At 56.9% G+C, this 19,221-nt stretch carries 18 protein-coding genes; 6 read left to right on the top strand and 12 right to left on the bottom strand.

What is annotated here, in order from left to right:
* Positions 1-77: 77 nt before the first annotated feature.
* Complete coding sequence (locus ACR42C_RS11350) at positions 78-440, bottom strand: hypothetical protein (RefSeq protein ID WP_166711126.1); 363 nt, start codon at positions 438-440, stop codon at positions 78-80.
* A gap of 243 nt (positions 441-683) precedes the next feature.
* Between ACR42C_RS11350 and ACR42C_RS11345 the strand changes: the two genes are divergently transcribed.
* Entirely contained in the window at positions 684-914 is a 231-nt protein-coding gene (locus tag ACR42C_RS11345) for a DUF2554 family protein (protein ID WP_116341124.1), read from the top strand.
* On the opposite strand, the gene ACR42C_RS11340 is transcribed toward ACR42C_RS11345, so the two are convergent.
* Positions 915-2,879 (bottom strand): peptidase U32 family protein, encoded by a 1,965-nt coding sequence (locus ACR42C_RS11340; RefSeq protein ID WP_479985149.1) that lies wholly within the window; start codon positions 2,877-2,879, stop codon positions 915-917. It lies immediately after the preceding gene.
* A gap of 80 nt (positions 2,880-2,959) precedes the next feature.
* Positions 2,960-3,487 carry a helix-turn-helix domain-containing protein gene (locus ACR42C_RS11335; protein WP_233003507.1) on the bottom strand — a complete coding sequence of 176 codons (528 nt, stop codon included), beginning with the start codon at positions 3,485-3,487 and terminating at the stop codon, positions 2,960-2,962.
* A 92-nt stretch (positions 3,488-3,579) separates the two neighbouring features.
* Here ACR42C_RS11335 and ACR42C_RS11330 point away from each other — a divergent pair, with 92 nt between their 5' ends.
* Positions 3,580-4,746 (top strand): benzoate/H(+) symporter BenE family transporter, encoded by a 1,167-nt coding sequence (locus ACR42C_RS11330; RefSeq protein WP_479985148.1) that lies wholly within the window; start codon positions 3,580-3,582, stop codon positions 4,744-4,746.
* Here ACR42C_RS11330 and ACR42C_RS11325 read toward each other — a convergent pair.
* Complete coding sequence (locus ACR42C_RS11325) at positions 4,726-5,598, bottom strand: helix-turn-helix transcriptional regulator (RefSeq protein ID WP_116339966.1); 873 nt, start codon at positions 5,596-5,598, stop codon at positions 4,726-4,728. The genes ACR42C_RS11330 and ACR42C_RS11325 overlap by 21 nt on opposite strands.
* A 174-nt stretch (positions 5,599-5,772) precedes the next feature.
* Between ACR42C_RS11325 and ACR42C_RS11320 the strand changes: the two genes are divergently transcribed.
* On the top strand, positions 5,773-6,669 hold the full coding sequence (locus ACR42C_RS11320) for a DMT family transporter (protein ID WP_166711120.1): 897 nt from the start codon (positions 5,773-5,775) through the stop codon (positions 6,667-6,669).
* Between the two features lie 33 nt (positions 6,670-6,702).
* On the opposite strand, the gene ACR42C_RS11315 is transcribed toward ACR42C_RS11320, so the two are convergent.
* Together ACR42C_RS11315 and ACR42C_RS11310 are read right to left on the bottom strand one after the other, a co-directional pair.
* Entirely contained in the window at positions 6,703-7,377 is a 675-nt protein-coding gene (locus ACR42C_RS11315) for a DUF3313 domain-containing protein (RefSeq protein ID WP_302218459.1), read from the bottom strand.
* Positions 7,378-7,512: 135 nt separating this feature from the next.
* The gene (locus tag ACR42C_RS11310) at positions 7,513-9,108 is read right to left on the bottom strand and encodes an ABC transporter substrate-binding protein (RefSeq protein ID WP_479985192.1); all 1,596 of its coding nucleotides are present in this window, start codon (positions 9,106-9,108) and stop codon (positions 7,513-7,515) included.
* Between the two features lie 111 nt (positions 9,109-9,219).
* Between ACR42C_RS11310 and pepT the strand changes: the two genes are divergently transcribed.
* Positions 9,220-10,449, top strand: coding sequence for a peptidase T (gene pepT / locus ACR42C_RS11305; RefSeq protein WP_479985147.1), 1,230 nt, complete (start codon positions 9,220-9,222; stop codon positions 10,447-10,449).
* On the opposite strand, the gene tehB is transcribed toward pepT, so the two are convergent.
* Entirely contained in the window at positions 10,446-11,039 is a 594-nt protein-coding gene (tehB, locus tag ACR42C_RS11300) for a tellurite resistance methyltransferase TehB (protein WP_479985146.1), read from the bottom strand. The two genes, pepT and tehB, sit on opposite strands and share 4 nt — an antisense overlap.
* 134 nt (positions 11,040-11,173) lie before the next feature.
* Here tehB and ydcK point away from each other — a divergent pair, with 134 nt between their 5' ends.
* On the top strand, positions 11,174-12,154 hold the full coding sequence (gene ydcK, locus ACR42C_RS11295) for a YdcK family protein (protein WP_116339979.1): 981 nt from the start codon (positions 11,174-11,176) through the stop codon (positions 12,152-12,154).
* Here ydcK and rimL read toward each other — a convergent pair.
* The 4 genes from rimL to ACR42C_RS11275 form a co-directional block, all read right to left on the bottom strand.
* Positions 12,149-12,697: a 50S ribosomal protein L7/L12-serine acetyltransferase gene (rimL, locus tag ACR42C_RS11290; protein WP_316379115.1), complete on the bottom strand. Its 549-nt coding sequence runs from the start codon at positions 12,695-12,697 to the stop codon at positions 12,149-12,151. The genes ydcK and rimL overlap by 6 nt on opposite strands.
* Positions 12,698-12,742: 45 nt before the next feature.
* Positions 12,743-14,398, bottom strand: coding sequence for a glucan biosynthesis protein (locus ACR42C_RS11285; RefSeq protein WP_479985145.1), 1,656 nt, complete (start codon positions 14,396-14,398; stop codon positions 12,743-12,745).
* 242 nt (positions 14,399-14,640) lie between these two features.
* A complete protein-coding gene (locus ACR42C_RS11280) occupies positions 14,641-15,414 on the bottom strand; it encodes a transporter substrate-binding domain-containing protein (RefSeq protein WP_316379114.1) in 774 nt (257 codons plus the stop codon).
* 155 nt (positions 15,415-15,569) lie between these two features.
* Entirely contained in the window at positions 15,570-16,739 is a 1,170-nt protein-coding gene (locus ACR42C_RS11275) for a pyridoxal phosphate-dependent aminotransferase (protein WP_163329325.1), read from the bottom strand.
* A 114-nt stretch (positions 16,740-16,853) separates the two neighbouring features.
* On the opposite strand from ACR42C_RS11275, the gene ACR42C_RS11270 reads away from it, so the two are divergent.
* Positions 16,854-17,696, top strand: a complete 843-nt coding sequence (locus tag ACR42C_RS11270; RefSeq protein ID WP_316379113.1) for a LysR family transcriptional regulator — start codon at positions 16,854-16,856, stop codon at positions 17,694-17,696.
* Here the strand turns inward: ACR42C_RS11270 and ACR42C_RS11265 are convergent.
* Entirely contained in the window at positions 17,683-19,188 is a 1,506-nt protein-coding gene (locus ACR42C_RS11265; RefSeq protein ID WP_439209798.1) for a carboxylesterase/lipase family protein, read from the bottom strand. The two genes, ACR42C_RS11270 and ACR42C_RS11265, sit on opposite strands and share 14 nt — an antisense overlap.
* Between the last annotated feature and the right edge of the window lie 33 nt (positions 19,189-19,221).

The raw sequence follows: 19,221 nt of genomic DNA, 5'->3' as shown, positions 1-19,221 counted from the left end.
ACTCCATGGTCGGGCAGCGGATCTCGAACAAACTAACACCGGCTTCCTCAACGAAAGCTCAACAGCCTTATTAAGGATTAACTCGACCTGGTGTTGATTTGCAAATAGCGCATCAGACCCTGCTCAGCGCTCTGTTTTGCATCATCGTTAAGGGCTTCGAGATAAAACGATCGCGAGACACCATAGGGTGCTTTTTCAGAGGGATACACCGCGAACTGGAATGTTTTTCCCCCAGCCTGATGCGTGCAGTCTAATTCCCAGCGTTGTTCATTTACTTTTTTGCTATTACAGGCTACGCGTCCGTAGTCGCTGGTTAAATAGGAACCAACGCGGGTTTCTGCGGACTGAATATATTCTGGTTCGCCATTCTCGATATAGCGCAACCCTGCGGTAGCCCCTACGGCCGCCACAAGGAGCGCAAGCGCGATTATTTTTTTCATTAATTAAGACCCATTCCTTAGCCAGAGAACCTCTATTATATAGGATTATCCTTAAAGTAAACGTCTCTTTCAGTACCAGAACAGGTAGTTTACAACGCCACAATCATATTTAGGAAATTTCCTAAGACGAATTCCGATCCAACAGTATTTGACATTTTCTTTGCCGTACTTTGAATAAAAGAATAATAACACGAAGAAACGATCGGCATGCTTATTCCGCAATGTTATTCAGCGGTGAACACCATGCTAAAAAAAGGGTTATCTGTCGTCCTGCTTATTTGTGCTCTGTTTTCAGGCCAGCTTATGGCCGGGCACAAAGGCCATGAATACGTATGGGTAAAAAATGTTGAACATCAGCTGCGGCATGAGGCCGACAGCGACGAGTTACGCAGTGCGGCAGAAGAGTCGGCGGAGGGTTTGCGCGAACACCACCAGTGGCAGAAATCGCGCAAACCGGACACGCACGTAAGGTAGTTAACTGCCTTTACGCTTCGGCAGGGTTTTCATCAGATCGTCAGGGCTGACGGACGCGACGATGCTGCCCGGCGGCGGCATTTTGAAGATGTGGTTTTTCATCTTACCAATAACGTGCATTTCGCACGGACGGCAGTCAAACTTCAGGGTCAGAACTTCGTCGCCGTTAACCAGCTGCATGGGGGTCGCCTTCCAGCTCTTGATATTCCCTTTCGCCTGCTTAGGACACAGGTTAAAAGCAAAGCGGAGGCAGTGCTTGGTGATCATCACCGGCACATCGCCCTTCTCTTCGTGCGCTTCATAGGCCGCGTCGATCAGCTGCACGCCGTGACGATGATAGAATTCACGCGCTTTATGGTTGTAAACGTTCGCGAGGAAGGATAGATGGGTGTCCGGATACACGGGCGCAGGAACAGATTCGGCCTTACGGCTGCCGCGCGGATACTGGGCCAGACGCGCTGCATCCAGCATCTCTGCCGTTTCACGGCGGAACTGGTTAAGCAGGCTGTTCGGTACGAACAGCGCGTCCGGCAGATTAACCTCTATCGCGCGCGCGTAGTAAATTGTCTGGCCCAGCTTCGCCACGCCATCCTTCAGGCTGTTAAGCGCTTTTTCCGCGTTGTTTGCCACCTCGAACAGGCCGTCGAGCGTATGCGTCACGCTGATGCCGTCTTCACAGGTCATGGTCAGAATCAGCTGCTCTTCCCAGCCGCCCAGCTCAATATCCACCGCGATGCGACGCTCGCTGGAGGTTTTAAGCAGCGCCTGCTGCCAGTTATGATCCAGGTTACGGTTGAGCGGCGCGTTCGGCCTTGCCTTGTAGAGATCGGCGGGCAATTCATTCGGCCATACGCGGTAGCGGTTCTCCCCGGTTTTCTCGACCGTGTTGGCGCGGAAGCCCACGACCTCACGCTTAATCATCACGTTAAGGCCATCGCCGTTCGCCAGCGGTTCCGTCACTTCGACATCAAGGTGATCTTTCGCCACTTTCAGCACTTCACCAACGGGTAAGCCGATAAACTTCGGTGAGTCAAACGCGCCGATATCCCCTTTACGGGCATTCACGAAATAGTCCGTGCTGCCGCGGTGGAAGGTTTTGTCCGTCGACGGAACAAAGAAATGCTCGGTACGCCCGGCTGACGCGCGCGCCAGGTCACCGCGATCTTCAATGATGGCGTCGAGCATCTGGCGATAGTGCGCGGTGATGTTCTTCACGTAGCTCATATCTTTGTAGCGCCCTTCAATCTTGAAGGAACGCACGCCCGCGTCGATCAGCGCGCCCAGGTTAGCCGTCTGATCGTTATCCTTCATGGAGAGCAGGTGTTTTTCGAACGCCACGACGCGGCCCTGATCGTCTTTCAGGGTATACGGCAGACGGCAGGCCTGAGAGCAGTCGCCGCGGTTGGCGCTGCGGCCGGTCTGGGCGTGGGAAATGTTGCACTGGCCGGAATAGGCCACGCACAGCGCCCCGTGGATAAAGAATTCAATCGTCGCGTCCGTCGCCTGGTGAATATCGCGGATCTGATTAAGGTTCAGCTCGCGCGCCAGAACAATCTGCGAAAAGCCGACGTCGGAGAGAAACTTCGCCTTTTCTACCGTACGGATATCGCACTGGGTACTGGCGTGCAGCTCAATGGGCGGAATATCCAGCTCCAGGACGCCCATGTCCTGAACGATCAGGGCATCAACGCCGGTCTGGTAGAGATCGGTAATCAGACGCTGCGCGGGCTCCAGCTCATCATCATGAAGAATGGTGTTCAGGGTCACGAACACTTTCGCCCCGAAACGGTGGGCGAACGGCACCAGCTCGGCGATATCGCTCAGGCTGTTGCTGGCGTTATGGCGGGCACCGAAGCCAGGGCCGCCGATGTAGACGGCGTCAGCGCCGTGAAGGATTGCTTCACGGGCAATGGCGGCGTCGCGGGCCGGGCTTAAAAGTTCAAGATGATGGGATTGCAGGCGCATACTTCGTCGTTATCCGTTATGGTCAAAATGGCGGCTATTGTAGTCAGAAGTATGCGACAGCGAAACAGTTTTGCGTAGTCTCAGCGGGGATAATGGATCAGAGAGTGAAAATGCACCGGCCGGTCGGTGCTGTTGCGGTAGGCGTGTGCTTTATCGCCGGCAAAACGAACGCCAGAATCGGCATAAACCGTCTGCCACTCGCCGTCGATGTTCATCTCCAGCTCGCCGTCGATCACCACCACATGTTCGATCACCCCCGCCTCGTGCGGCGTGGACTCACTCAGGGCGCCCGGTGCCAGCGTGATGGAGAAATGATCGAACCTGAGCGTCTCATCCCAGGGAAAGAGCGGTTTAATCACCATCGCCTGCTGCTGCGAATCAAACACCGCCGGCCTGTCCGCCTCGGGCGTGATGAACGCGGAAAACGGGACGTTCAGCCCGGTGGCAATTTTCCACAGCGTCGACACCGTCGGGCTGGACTCATTGCGCTCGATTTGCCCGAGCATCGCTTTCGACACGCCGGTTTCTTCCGCCAGCTTCGACAAACTCCAGCCGCGGGCCTGGCGCAGCGTTTTCAGCGTTGCTGCAAGATGTTGTGTAATGTCCATGCTCCCTCCTGATGGTGATGAGCATACCACTTGTACGCTATAACGCACAGTGTTACCTTATCGCGGACGTTATAACGCACAACGGAGTTCCCATGCGCCCTTCCTCTCATCTCGTTCCAGCCGCACTGGCTGGATTTGTCGCCGTCCTGGTCGGTTACGCCAGTTCTGCAGCCATTATCTGGCAAGCCGCGGCGGCGGCGGGCGCCAGCGCGCAGCAGATCGCGGGCTGGATGACCGCGCTGGGGACAGGAATGGGCGTCAGCACCCTGGCGCTTTCCTGGTGGTATAAGGCCCCGGTGCTGACCGCCTGGTCTACGCCCGGCGCGGCGCTGCTCGCCACAAGCCTGCACGGCGTAACGCTGGCTGAGACGATCGGCGTGTTCATCTTCGCCAACGCGCTCATTTTACTCTGCGGCGTTACCGGGCTTTTTGCCCGTCTGATGAAGCTAATCCCCCATTCGCTTGCGGCCGCCATGCTGGCGGGCGTACTCCTGCAGTTTGGGCTGCATGCGTTTGCCCATCTGGACGGGCACTTTCTGCTGTGCGGAAGCATGATTGCGGCGTGGCTGGTAGCGAAAGCGCTGGCACCGCGGTATGCCATCGTCGTTACGCTGCTGGTGGGCGGGATCGTGGCGTGGGCCGGAGGTGACGTTGTCACCGATAAAATCACCCTCTCCCCCGTGATGCCTGAGTTTATTGCCCCCGCCTTTACCTTCACCAGTCTGGTAAGTATCGGTTTGCCTTTCTTTCTGGTGACCATGGCCTCGCAAAATGCGCCCGGTTTCGCGACGATGAAAGCGTCCGGCTATCCGCTGGCGGTCTCACCGATCATTATTTTTACGGGCGGGCTCGCGCTGCTGCTGTCCCCCTTCGGCGTCTTTTCCATCTGCATAGCCGCCATTACCGCCGCTATCTGTCAAAGCCCGGATGCCCACCCGGATGCCGCTAAACGCTGGCTGGCGGCCATCGCGGCTGGCGGGTTTTATCTGCTGGCGGGGGTGTTCGGCGGATCTATCACCGCGATAATGGCAGCACTGCCGCTCAGCTGGATCCAGACCCTTGCCGGTCTGGCGCTGCTGGGTACCATTAGGGGAAGTTTATATGAGGCGCTGAATCATGAAGCGGAGCGCGACGCGGCCATCGTCACGTTTTTGATGACCGCGAGCGGCGTTACGATCCTCGGCATCGGTTCGGCATTCTGGGGGCTGGTGCTGGGTGGGGTGTGCTACGCCCTGTTCTCACGCGCTCGCCGCGCGTAGCTGAGACGGCGTGATGCCCATGACGCTACGGAAACGGTTACTGAAGTGGCTGGCGGAGTTAAACCCGCAGGCCAGCGCGATATCGGTGAGCGGCGTCGAGGTATGCTGTACCAGGTTTTTCGCTTTTTCCATGCGCCTTTGCATGACGTACTGATGCGGCGCCAGCCCCGTCGACTGGCGGAACATGCGGGCAAAATGGTATTCGCTGAGGGCAGCCTGCGCCGCGAGCTCAGCCAGCGTCAGGGGCTGCCCGAGGTTTTCTTCAATGAAAGCCAGCACGTTGCGCAGAACAAACGGCGATAACCCGCCGGTAACGACCGGCAGCTTCCACTGAACGTTAGCGTAGTTTTGCAGCAGGTGGGTCAATAGCAGCGTGGAGGCCGTACTCAGGGTGAGCTGATTGGCCTGCTGCTGCCAGTCGCAGCCGAGAAGAAACTGGCGGTACAGCGCGGTGATCTTCGGGTCGCTGCCAAAAATGCGCTCGTCCAGCGTCAGCGACAGCGGCCGCTTGTCCCAGATTTTTTCGCCCACATCGCGCAGGTGTTCGTCGGTGCAGTAGAGATGGACAAAAGACAGGTCGTCGCGGATATCCCACGTCGATTCACTCTCTTTCGGCATTAAACAGAAACGATCCGGTCCCCCGCCGTTCTTCCAGCCGCCCGGCGTCTTTTGATAGCTCTCGTAACCGTCGGCGACGTACAGACTGAGGGTGTGATGGTTGCTCTTAACCGTTATCGTATCGCGCTTGTTGTACCACGCCGCCAGCTGAATGCCGGAATTCAGAGAAACGGTTTCCCGCAGGACCGCATTCTGCTGGCGTAGCGTTTCAAAGGTATCGTAAGCGTGAGACATAACCGTTAGCGCGTTATTGAGTGAACTGTCAGTCTAAGAACTGTTGTCCCCCGTTGCCAGCCCCCGGAAAAGAAAAAAGCGCAAGATTTTGCAAGTCTACCGCAAGCCGGTGAAAGTCCCCTGTCGCTCTCCGCGCCATACTGCGGGCTTCCGTGGTTTGAGAAGAGAAAAAATATGAACGCATTATTATACGGACTGGTGGTGATCATCTGGGGAACCACCTGGATTGCCATTTTCCTGCAGCAGGGTCCCGTGGCAGCCCCGGTGTCAATTTTCTGGCGCTTCGCGGTGGCCAGCGCCACGATGATGGTGGTGTTACTTGCCCTGCGCCGCCTGCGCAAGCTGGCCCTGCGGGATCACCTGTTCTGCATGCTTCAGGGATGCTGCGTCTTCTGCTTTAACTTCTGGTGCTTCTATACCGCGGCCGCGCACATCAACACCGGGCTGGAATCGGTGATCTTCTCCATGGCGGTGCTCTACAACGCCATTAACTGTTTTATTTTCTTCGGACAGCGCCCGCCCGCGCGTTTCTGGACGGCGGCGGCGCTGGGTCTTGTGGGGATCGTGACCCTTTTCTGGGACGACCTGCTGGCCAGCGGCTGGAGCGTATCGCTTCTGACGGGCATTGGCCTTTCCGCCCTCGGCACTTATGGGTTCTCGCTGGGCAATATGATCAGCATGCGTCATCAGCGCAGAGGTCTGGAAACCATGACCACCAACGCCTGGGCGATGCTTTACGGCACGCTGGTGATGGGCGGCATTGCGCTTTGCAGAGGCGACAGTTTTACCCCGGAATGGACGGTCACCTACATGGGCGCGCTGCTCTATCTGGCCCTGTTCGGCTCGGTGATAGCCTTTGGCGCCTACTTCACGCTGGTGGGACGTATCGGCCCCGGTAAAGCGGCTTACAGTACGCTGCTCTTCCCGCTGGTGGCGCTCTCCATCTCAACGGTGTATGAAGGCTACGTCTGGCACATTAACGGTATCGTCGGGTTACTGCTGATTCTGGGCGGGAATATGGTGATGTTCACAAAACCAGAGACCTGGTTCAGGCGCTTGCGGACAGCATAAAAAAACGGCCTGCAAACTGCAGGCCGCTTACTGTTATTTCGCTGTTTTATGCACGTCGAACATGGTGGCATCCGTCGCCATGTCATCAACAACCTGCTTCAGCGTGGCAAAGGTCATTGGCGTACTTTCGTTGGTCAGCTCTTTACCTTCGCCTTTACGAACCACCTTCATCACCGGTTTGTTGGTGGCCGCATCGATCAGCTCACCTTCAAAGAAGAGATGCGTATCCATGGTGCGATGGCCGGTTGCCATCTGCGTCCCCGCAACCACCAGCGCGACCGGCACCACTTCATAGAACTGCAGACCCTCTTTCTGCGAACTCACCCCGGTGATTGCACCGCGGAAAATCAGGCTGTGTTTACCCGGCGTGCTCACAATCGGCTTACGGGTACCAATCGCCGTTTTCATTTTGTTATTGGTGTAATTCAACAGCTCATCAAGCGTTCTTTTACCAATCTGCGTGGTTGGCTTAGGCGCAGGATAATAGGTAATCGGCGTCCAGATAATACTGTCGTAATTGGCTTCGTTGTAGGAAGGATCGACCCAACGCAGCGTGGGTTTACCCGTCGCAGAGGTCGTCTGCTGCAGGCCGGAGTAATCTTTTAAAAAGCCTGAATATTGTTCTGGCGCGGCGACTTTTGAAGAACAGCCCGCCAGTGCCAACAGACCCGTAAGCACTGCAACTTTAAAAAAAGTTTGAGGACGCATGATAGTTTTCCATGTTATCTGCAAGTATGCATTTGAAGTTATAGCAAAAGTCTGGTGGGATTGTTGTGACAAAAAATGATGCGGACAGCACAAATTGCGAAAAGAGTGCCCGGCAGCGTACCGGGCAGTGAAAAATTACTGATTAATATCCACCTGCCAGAATAAATGCTTGCCAAACGGATCGATTTCGTAGCCTGTCACCTCTTTGCGCACCGGTTCGAAGATCGTTGAATGCGCAATCATGACCGCCGGCATCTGGTCATGCATGATTTGCTGCGCCTCTTTGTACAGCGCCACGCGTTTATCGCGATCGGTTATCGATTTTGCCTCGCCGATGATCTTATCAAACTGCTTGTAGCACCACTTCGCCGAATTCGAACCGCCGTTTGCCGAGGTGCAGGTAAAGAGCGGACCAAAGAAGTTATCCGGGTCGCCCGTTGCGGTCGTCCAGCCCATCAGCGCGGCCTGATGTTCACCGCCCTTCACGCGCTTGAGATATTCGCCCCATTCGTAGGTGACAATTTTGGTCTGCACCCCCACCTTCGCCCAGTCGGCCTGAATCATCTCCGCCATCCGTCTGGCGTTCGGGTTATAGGGCCGCTGGACGGGCATCGCCCACAGGTCGATACTCATGCCGCTGGCCAGGCCGGCCTCTTTCAGCAACGCTTTCGCTTTTTCAGGATCGTAATCGTAATCCTTCAGTTCGCTGTCAGCGCTCCAGACGCCCGGCGGCAGCAGGTTTTTCGCGGCGGTTCCGGTACCGTGGAACACCGCGTCGATAATGGCCGGTTTATTGATCGCCATCGCCAGCGCCTGGCGAACCTTCACGTTATCCAGCGGCGGCTTTTGGGTGTTAAACGCCAGGAAACCGGTGTTCAGCCCGGCTTTGCTCATCAGGTTGATATCCTTGTTCGCCTTCATGCGCGGCAGGTCCGCCGGGTTCGGGAACGGCATCACCTGACATTCGTTTTTCTCAATTTTGGCAAAACGCACGGAGGGATCCGGGGTGATGGTGAAGACCAGCCTGTCCAGCTTCGATTTTCCCTGCCAGTAGTCGGCAAATGCCGTGAACAGAATGCGGGAATCCTTCTGATACTGCGCCAGCTTAAACGGCCCGGTGCCGATCGGCTGCATATCCACCTTCTCCGGCGTGCCCGCTTTCAGCATCGCATCGGCATATTCCGCGGAGAGGATCGAGGCAAAATACCATGCCAGGTCGGCGACAAACGGCGCTTCCGGGTGTGCCAGGGTAAAGCGCACGGTATGGTCATCAACTTTGTCAATGGCGGTAATCAGACTACCAAACTCCAGGCTTTCGAAGTTGGAATAGCTGCCGTTAGAGACATTGTGATACGGATGATTCACGTCCTTCTGGCGCATAAACGAGAAGATCACGTCATCGGCGTTAAAGTCACGGGTCGGCGTGAAGAATTTATTGCTCTGGAACTTCACGCCCTGACGCAGATGGAAGGTGTAAACCTTTCCGTCGTCGCTCACCTCCCAGCGCTCAGCCAGGCTCGGCACCAGCTCCGTGGTGCCGGGTTTGAAATCGACCAGCCGGTTATAGACCGGCACGGCGCTGGCGTCCACGCTGGTGCCCGAGGTGTATAACTGAGGATTAAAGTTTTCCGGTGACCCTTCGGAGCAATACACCAGCGTTTTCGCGGCTACGGTAGAACTGACCGTGAGCGCAGCGAGTGCCAGCGTTAACATTGTGCGTTTGCTTGTCATCATTTATTCCTGTCTTTTTAATTCGACGGCTAATTAATTCTTTTGCCATTTCATAAATAACATTAAAGTGAAGTGGCAAACACCTGAAAAATAAATAAGGAAGAAAACACTATGGGCTCGCCGCTTTCCAGACAATTAACGCACCGTTTTTTCCGCTATCTTGCGATTACCAGCCAGAGCGATCCGAAAGTAAAAACTCTGCCCTCAACGCCGGGCCAGCACGACATGGCGCGAGAACTGGCGCAGGAGCTGGCACAGCTGGGTTTAGACGACATCGTGATTGACGAGTTCGCTACCGTGACGGCGGTAAAAAAAGGCAACGTGCCCGGCGCGCCGCGCATTGGCTTTATTACCCATGTTGATACCGTGGACGTGGGATTATCACCGGATATTCATCCGCAAATATTAACCTTTACCGGTGAAGATCTCTGTCTGAATAAAGAAAAAGAGATCTGGCTGCGGGTGAAAGAGCATCCTGAAATTCTGGCTTACCCAAATGAAGAGATTATTTTCAGCGACGGTACCAGCGTATTGGGCGCAGATAATAAATCGGCGGTCACGGTCGTTATGACGGTGCTGGAAAACTTGACGGCAGAGCATCAGCATGGGGACATCGTCGTGGCATTTGTGCCTGATGAAGAGATCGGCCTGAACGGTGCAAAGGCGCTGGATCTTAAGCGCTTCGACGTCGACTTTGCCTGGACCATCGACTGCTGCGAGCTGGGGGAAATTGTCTACGAGAACTTTAATGCGGCAGCCGCTGAGATCCGCTTCACCGGCGTGACGGCGCATCCGATGTCCGCCAAAGGAGTACTGGTGAACCCGTTGTTGATGGCGACCGATTTCATCAGCCATTTCGACCGCCAGCAAACGCCAGAGTGCACCGAGGGTCGCGAGGGCTACATCTGGTTTAACGGCATTCAGGCCGGACAGAACGACGCCGTGCTAAAGGCCAACATTCGTGATTTTGATAAAGCCGGCTTTGCCGCCCGCAAGCAGCAGATTGCGGACGTCGCCGCGCTGATTGCCGCCCAGTACCCGACGGCGAAGGTCGACTATCGCATTGAAGATACCTACAGTAACATCAGCAATGCGATTGGCGAAGACCGGCGCGCCATCGACCTGATGTTTGAGGCGATGGAATCGCTCGGCATCACCCCAAAACCGATCCCTATGCGCGGCGGCACCGACGGCGCGGCGCTCTCGGCAAAAGGGGTGCTCACCCCGAACTTCTTCACCGGCGCGCATAACTTCCACTCGAAGTTTGAATTTCTGCCGCTGTCGTCGTTCGAGGCGTCTTACAACACTGCCCTGCAGATCTGCCTGCTGGCCGCCCGTTAGGCGGGCTTGCGCGCCAGCATGGTGGCAAAGCGCAGCTTGATGCGGTTGCCGTTTTCATCGGTGCGGTGCAGCTCGCCAACCTCTTCGTTGTATTTGAGCAGCTCCCAGCCTTCATAGTAGTTGCTCAGTTCACCGCTTTTGAACGCAAACGGGAAGCCAACGGTGCACGGATAATCTGCCGTATCCATGGCGGCAACGATCAGGTTGTAGCCGCCAGGTTTAGTGCAACGCTGCATGTTGGCGATAAGGCCCGGGATGGTTTTCGCCTCAAGGAACATCAGCACCACGGTGGAAAGAATAAAGTCGTACTCGCCGTCAAAGCTCAGGCTGTTAAGATCTTTGACGGCGGTATGAAGATTCTCAATCCCTTCTGCCGACTTGATGCGCTCGATGTTATCAACGCTCATCGGGTTTTTATCCCAGGCGGTCACCTCGTGGCCGTTGGCAGCCAGGTAAAGGCTGTTGCGGCCATTACCGCAGCCCAGATCCAGCGTCTTACCGGGCTTTACAATCCCCGCGCTGTACAGCACTTCTGAATGCGTGCGGGTGAGTCCATATTTATCTGTGAAGTAATTCTCATCGACGGTCATTGTTTTTCCTGCGTTCTCATAAATTGAAAGTGCATTTTACATGCCATTTTAAGGGGTTTACCGTCTGGTTGCCAGCCGTTCGAAAATCGAAAAATTTGCTACGTTTAGTGAAGACGCTTATCAGAGACTTGAAGATGAACAAATACCGCCTTAGCGACGAGACCCGCCTCTGGCAATGGAAAAACGGCGAAACACCCCACTCAACGACGCTGCGGCAGGTTATCGCCACGGTAGATTTTAGCGACGTGACGGCCGGCACGAAAGGCGGCTGGGTTGACGATGAGCGTGCCCTGTCCCAGGAGGGAGACTGCTGGATCTACGATGAAAACAGCGTGGTGTTTGCCGGTGCAACCGTGTCCGGCAACGCGCGCCTGACCCTGCCGTGTACCGTCAGCCACGACGCGCATATCGGCGGTAACTGCTGGCTGGACGCAGCAGAGGTCAGCCACGGGGCGCGAATAAGTGACAACGTCACCGTTCAGCACTCCTGCGTGCGTGGCGAATGCCATCTCTTCGGCGACGCGCGCGTCCTGCACAACAGCGTCATCATAGGTGCCAAAGGCCTCACGCCGGACCACGACCAGATCCTGCAAATATACGACAGGGCGACGGTAAGCCGGTCGCGCATTGTGCATCAGGCACAAATTTACGGCGAGGCGATGGTGAATAACGCGTTTGTTGAGCACCGCGCCGAAGTGTTCGACTGCGCGATCCTCGAAGGTAACGAACTCAACAACGTCTGGGTGTGCGACTGCGCCAAAGTGTACGGCAACGCCCGGGTAATTGCCGGTTTCGACGACGATGCCATCCCGACCGTGCGCTACAGCTCGCAGATTGCAGAGAACGCCGTGGTGGAAGGAAACTGCGTCATCAAGCACCACGTCCTGATCGGCGGCCAGGCCTGGCTGCGCGGCGGGCCAATCATGCTGGATGATAAAGTGGTGATTCAGGGACGCGCGAGGATCAGCGGCGACGTGCTGATTGAGCATCGGGTTGAAATTACCGACGATGCGGTGATTGAAGCCTTTGCTGGTGAGAGCATTCACCTGCGCGGCGAAAAGGTGATCAACGGCGACCAGCGCATCACCCGTACACCGCTGCTGGGGGCGCTATAGGGTATAAATTTTGCCGTAGATGTTCACATCGTCATAGGCGCCATTCAGGTATTCCGCTTCCCGCAGGCACCCTTCCAGCGTAAAACCGTTGCGCAGGGCCACGCTGTTGCTCTGCTGATTCGCCACCCGACACTTGATCACAAAACGGCGGATCTCACCGCGCTCAGCGTAGTAGCGCATAAACGCCTGCAGCGACTGCGAGAGGATCCCCTGCCCCTGATGTGCTTCATCCAGCCAGTAGCCGATGTACCCGGCTTTGTTGGCTGGCTCAATCGCATTGAACGACAGTACGCCGACCAGCGCATCCTCCCTGAAGATCAAAAACATTTTGGCGTAGCCGCGCTGGTGCAGCATCTGGTTACTCTGCACGTTGCGTCGGGTATCGTCCTCGCTGCCCACGTGCTGCGCCCAGTCAAAAGCGGTTTGCAGAAAGGCTCTGTTTTTGACGACGAGGTTATGCAGTTCGGCGGTATAGCGCTCTTCGACGGCGCGAAGCTCGAGAGCGTCAGATACGGGAATAGTTTCGGATTGTGTTGCGGTCATTGCCCCTCACCCTAACCCTCTCCCGGAGGGAGAGGGAATCGATCGTTAACGCATTACCCGGTCATCAACGTAATGACGTTTATCCGGCGCTGGCGGGAAATACTGATACAGCCAGGTTTCGCTGATGGCATCGCCCTGGCAGCGCAGGAACAGGCGCATATCCACCGGCTCCGTCGAATCCGACGTTGGGTACCAGTCAAACAGAATGCGATAGCCGTCAAACGGCTCAACGTAAAGGATTTCAACCTGCTTTGCTTCACCGCTGGAGAGCGTAATCACCGGCTCGATGCCCTTCGGCGCGGCGGCCTTCAGGTCCCCGCCGACGAAGTCGATAGCAAAGCGACGGGCCCACACTTTCGGGTAATTTTCGCCCGGCGCCCAGCCTTCCGGGAAACCGCCCATGCCGGTGCGGGTCGCGTAGACGTTCGCCAGCGGGGAGCGCACCGGCGGCTGTGCGCTCCAGTACAGACGATATTTGAAGTCCAGCTCGGCGCCCGCTTTCACCGATTTTTCCGGCTGCCAGAAGCAGACCACATTATCCAGCGTTTCACCGGTGGTCGGGATCTCCATCAGCGCGATGGATCCTTTACCCCAGTCGTTGCGCGGTTCAACCCACAGGCTCGGGCGCTTGTTATACCAGCCCATCACGTCCTGATAGTGCGAGAAATCGCGATCGAGCTGCAGCAGCCCGAACCCTTTCGGGTTTTTGTCGAGGTAGGCATTGAACTGCAGCTTCTGCGGGTTATTGAGCGGACGGCAGATCCACTCCCCGTTGCCGCGCCACATAGCAAGGCGGTCAGAGTCGTGGATTTGCGGGTGAATGGTGTCGCACATGCGGCGTTCGTTATTGCCGCAGCTGAACATGCTGGTCATTGGCGCGATGCCGAGCTGCTTGATGTCCTTACGCGCGTAGAGATGGTTTTCCACCTCCATGATCACCTGGCTTTTTTCGCAGTGGATCACGAATTTATAGGCACCGGTGATGCTCGGGCTGTCCAGCAGCGTGTAGACGGTAAAGGTGGTGTCACCCGGCTTAACGGTTTCAAACCAGAAAGAGGTAAAGTCCGGGAACTCTTCCGGCGTGTCGGTAAAGGTATCTACCGCCAGACCGCGGGCGGAAAGGCCGTACTGGTAGGTATCATCCACCGCGCGGAAATAGCTCGCCCCCAGGAAAGAGACAATATCGCGACGCGCCAGCTCTGGCGCTTTAAAGGCGCGGAAGCCCGCAAAGCCGAGATCGCTTTGCCCTTCCAGCTGTTTGGTATCCACCCCCGTTTCGCCGTAGCTGAACAGCTCAGGACGGAAGTGGATCTCGCGCGCCATCGAGGTCGACTGGTCCAGCGAGAACATCCGCACGCGGCGGCGGAACCCCATTCCCATATGGAAGAACTGCACGTCCAGCTGACGCCCTTCAATGTTGTTCCACAGTGACTGCTTTTCATCGTAGCGGATGGCGTTGTACGCCTGCGGCGTCATGGTCGCCAGCGTCTCCGGCAGCGGACGCGGCGCGCCCCCCCACGGGGTTTTCGCCAGGTCATGCGCCATGGATTGCAGTACGGAGAAGTCAAAACGACGGCTCTGGCCGTCAGCAATGTCAGAGTCGGCCGCGTATGCCGCTTTGGAAAACAGGGAAGCAAGGCCAGAGGTACCGCTCAGGGCTGCCACTGCCAGCGAGCCTTTTAGAAAACGTCTGCGATTCATGCCTGGAAAAACGTCCTTATGGTCGTGTGAATGTGTTTCGCGCTCGGCGAAATGACGGCAAGAAAGAACGCACAGCCTAAACAAAAATGGTTAAGAATCCAATTGTTGGCCGGTGATTATCTGAACAAAGTGAGAAATATTTTCTGTCGACCAGAACGGCCCGAAAGTGGTGTAAAGAAAGCCTGGAAAATGTGTATAAAAATGCCCCGTCAGGACATCAGCTGACGGGGCAAATGAGGCGGTTATTTTACGCTGACATCGATACCCGGGAAGTACTTATCAGCGAGTTTAGCGATCGTGCCGTCGGCACGTACTTTATCAATCGCGGCATCAAGCTGCTTTTTGGTGGCCTCGTCCCCTTTACGCAGCCCAAAACCGATCCCACTGCCGAGGATAGTGTCGTCAGACACCGGTTTGCCGATGAAGCCAAACCCTTTCCCCTGCGGCTTGCTGAGGAAACCTGCCTGCCCGGCCGCGGACATGACCAGCGAGGCGTCGATACGGCCATTCAGCAGATCGCCCCAGGCCATATTCTGATCTTTATAAGACACCACGGTGACACCCTGCTTTTCCCAGTGCTCTTTGGCATAGGTTTCCTGAATGGAGCCCTGCAGCACGCCGATGGTTTTCCCCTTCAGCCCTTCAGACGTCGCCTCAACCGCCGTCCCGGCCTTGCCGACCAGCTGAGACGGAATACGGTAGATCGGCTGGGTGAAATCAATGCTCTTGCGGCGCTGTTCGGTGATATTCATCGCCGAGTTGATGGCGTCAAACTTCTTCGCCACCAGCCCCGGGATCAGCGCGTCAAACGAGGTTTCCACCCAACTGCACTTCAGCGCAGCCGCTTTGCAGATGGCGTTACCCAGCTCAACGTCAAACCCTTCCAGCTCGCCTGAGGCATTGCGGCTCTCAAACGGCGGGTACTCCGCTTCCAGACCGTATCGCAACTCGGTGGCAGCGAAGGACGAAAAGGTACACAGCAATCCCATGCCGACAACTAACGCGCGTAATTTCATTTCAAACTCCTCAGAGCCTATCCCAGTAGGCGTAATTGTTGAAGACAGTTTGGTACCGGACAGCGCACAGAAACCGGAACGTACATGTAGTACGTGAGGATTTCGAGCACTGCCCGGTGCCAAAATGGCGAATAAAATAGCCTAATGGGATAGGCTCAGCGTGGTTTAACCCGACACAGGGCTTGAGCACCTGCCCGTAACGTCGCCTCATCTTTCGCAAAAGAGAGACGAATCAATTTATTATCCGTGCCGTCCGCATAAAACGCCGACAGCGGAATGGTGGCAACACCGTACTCAACGATCAGCCGTTTCACCAGCTCGCTGTCCCGCTCGTCGCTGAACCGGCTGTAGTCCGCCAGCATAAAGAACGATCCGGCGCTCGGCAGCAGGGTAAACGGCGAATCGGCCAGCAGACCGTGCAGCAGATCGCGCTTGCGCTGGTAAAACGCCGACAGCGACAGCCAGGTTTGCGGATCGGTCATGTGTTCTGCAAACGCGTGCTGCATTGGCGTATCGGCAGAGAACATCAAAAATTGATGGACTTTACATATCTCGTCCATCAGTTCTGCGGGTGCCACACAATAACCCACGCGCCAGCCGGTGACGTGATAGGTTTTTCCGAAAGAAGAAATAATCACGCTGCGCTCCGCCAGTTGCGGGTGCGTGGCCATCCCGTGGTGCGGCTCCCCATCGAACACGACGTGTTCGTACACTTCGTCAGACAAAATAATGATGTCGGTATTGCGCGTCAGCGCCGCCAGCTGCTGCAGGTCATTGGCCGTGAAGACCTGGCCGCTCGGGTTGTGCGGCGTATTGATGATGATCATACGCGTGCGCGGGGTGATGGCGGCACGGACCTCGTCCCAGTTGACGGCAAAATCCGGGACCGTAAGCTTGATGGCGACAGGCGTTGCCCCCTGCAGGCGAACAATGGGCGCATAGCTGTCAAACGACGGCTCAAAGTAGATCACTTCATCGCCCGGGTGCACCAGCCCGCTTATCGCTGAATAGAGCCCTTCGCTGGCACTGGCGGTCACCAGCACCTCGCTGGCAGGGTCATACTGCGTGCCGTAGAGGGCGGCAATTTTATCAACAATACGTTCCTTGAGCGGCTGCAGGCCGGTCATTGCCGCATACTGGTTATGCCCTGCCTCCATCGCGCGGGTGACGCCGGCGATAAGCTTCGGGTCGCAGGAAAAATTCGGCGCGCCCTGAGAAAGGTTAATGGCATTATGCTGGGCCGAAAGCTGGCCGATAACGGTAAAAATGGTGGTTCCCACATCTGGCAGCTTGGAGCGCGTTTGCACCGGCGTTCGTAAAGTCATCCTCTTTCCCTTCTCATGGACATTGCATAACTATTCAAACAACAAGTGCGTTGCCGGGACAATCGAATTGTTGTCATAATAGCCATGAGAAAAATGCATAGCTGAGGTGTTTTCATGTCGCGCCGTTCGCTCCCGCTCACTGCCATCGACGCATTTTTAGTTACCGCGCGTCATCTGAATCTGACCCACGCCGCCGCAGAGTTGTGTCTGACGCAGGGGGCCGTGAGCCGCAAGATTTCCTCTCTTGAGACGTGGTTTGGTTTTCCGCTCTTTGAGCGCCACGCGCGCGGGTTGCGCCTCTCGCCCCAGGGCAGCGCCCTGCTGCCTGAGCTGCAGTCCGCTTTCGGGCAGCTGCTGACCGTAGCCGACCAGGCTCGCAGCCTGCACACGGTGATCCGGCTTAAGGCGCCTACCTGCGCCATGCGCTGGCTGGTGCCGCGTCTGCTGGAGGTGGAGCGCGAGCAGCCGGACCTGCAGATCGCGCTCACCACCACCACCGATCATAACGTCAATTTCAAAACCGAATCTTACGACGCGGCCATCGTCTTCGGCACGCACATGAGCGCAGGCGATCTGCTGTTCGAAGAGGCGCTAACCCCGGTATTCAGCCCCGTCAGGGCGGGTGCCGCACTGGGTTCGCTGACGTTTCTTCACCCGACAAGGGATAAGACAGACTGGTCACTGTGGCTGGCGAATCAGGAAGGTCCGGGCTTTGCTATGCACAAAAATCAACACTTCGATACGATGGATCTCGCCATCACCGCCGCCATTCAGGGGCTTGGTGTTGCCATCGCCGACGAAACGCTGGTGGCAGAAGATGTCCGCGCCGGAAGGCTGATGCGCCCCTATGAAGCAAGTGTAAAAACCGGCGCGAGCTACCGGCTGGTACTGCGCGAAACGCCTTGTCAGGAAAATGGTCTGTCGGCGTTTCGCGCCTGTTTGCTTAATCGAGGCTGACGTGGTGCTTCATCACTCGCTTAAAAAGGCTCATGCGGGCGCGCATAAAGCGGTTTTCAAGCCTGAAACCTGCATGTTTATTCACGCCAATACGTAACAGCACGTCCCGCCCTTTGCGGCAGGCTGGCCAGCGCGTCGGCCCGTGAAGGCAGTCATGTGTTCCGGCATCGCGCGCAAAGCTTACCCAGTAATCAGCCACCTGGGCGGCAAACTGTAGATCCCGCTCATTGACATACTGACGTGAAGGCTCCACCTGGCCGAGGGTATCGAAGACATAGGGAACTTCGTTGCCGTGCCAGGCGCCGTTAATATACGTGCCATGTTCCGCTTCGGCCACATAGTCAAACCAGTAACGCCAGCAAAGCCCGCCGACGCGCTGCTGGGCCTGCATCACCACGTAGCCCATGGTGGTGAAGGCCATGTCGCGGCATACCTGCCTGCCGAGCTCCTCATCGCCCTTCACGCCCGGATAAAGCAGCTTGATGAGCCCCAGACCGAAGCGGCGCTCCCGGCGAAGCTTCTGGATTTGCCCTGCGAGGTCGACCCCAAACACCGCCATCACGCTGGCTTCATCGCTGTTGGAGCCAATCATCACCGGCACGGGATGCTGGCGGGCGGCGAAAAAGACGTCCAGCATCGCCTCCGGCAGAACGCAATCCCCGACGATGGGCGCCGGGGCGACGTTCAGCGGCGCGGTCAACGGCCAGAACGCCTCGGGCGGAATGGCGCGCAGCTGCTCTGCCGTCGCGTTCTCCAGACCAAAATGGGCGGCCAGCGCTTCCCCTTTTTGCAGGGCCTGCTCGCGCGGCGTGTCCGGCAAGGTGTATCCGCTTTGCACTATCGCCTTATGGAACAATCCTGCTGCCAGCGGCGAGGCCAGCAGAGAAAGCACGCTGCGCGCGCCGGCGGATTCGCCAAACAGGGTGACGTTATTGGGGTCGCCGCCAAACGCGGCGATATTCTCCCTCACCCATTCGAGCGCGGCGATCTGGTCCAGCAGGGCAAAATTATGCACCACCCGCTCTTCTTCCCCCTCCAGCGCGGGATGGGCGAAAAAGCCGAGATGGCCGAGACGGTAGTTAATCGTGACAACAACCACCCCGCGTGATGCCAGGGCTTTGCCGTTGTACGGCGGCAGGCCACCGGCGCCGATCGTAAACCCGCCCCCGTGCAGCCAGACCATGACCGGCAGCGGCCCGGTACGGTCAACGGGGGACCAGACGTTAAGATAAAGGCAGTCTTCAGAAAACTGTCCGGGATCGCCCCCGCCCAGCTCCTGACAATATTCACTGCTTTGCCAGCTTGAGGGCGAAAAGGCGGTGGCTTCACGCACGCCTTCCCAGCGTTCCGGAGGCCGCGGCGAGCGCCAGCGCCACTCGCCAACGGGCGGCGCGGCATAGGGAATACCGCACCAGCGGTGAACGTTTTCATCGGTTAAACCAGACAGTGCGCCCTGGCGCGTTTCAACCACAGGGGCGGAAGGATTTTGCATAACAACCTTATTTTTTCCATCACACCCCTGAAG

The organism is Enterobacter sp. MG-EB028 (assembly GCF_056673305.1).
The sequence above is the reverse complement of the archived record's forward strand: the minus strand, read 5'-3'. Positions and strand labels throughout refer to the sequence as shown.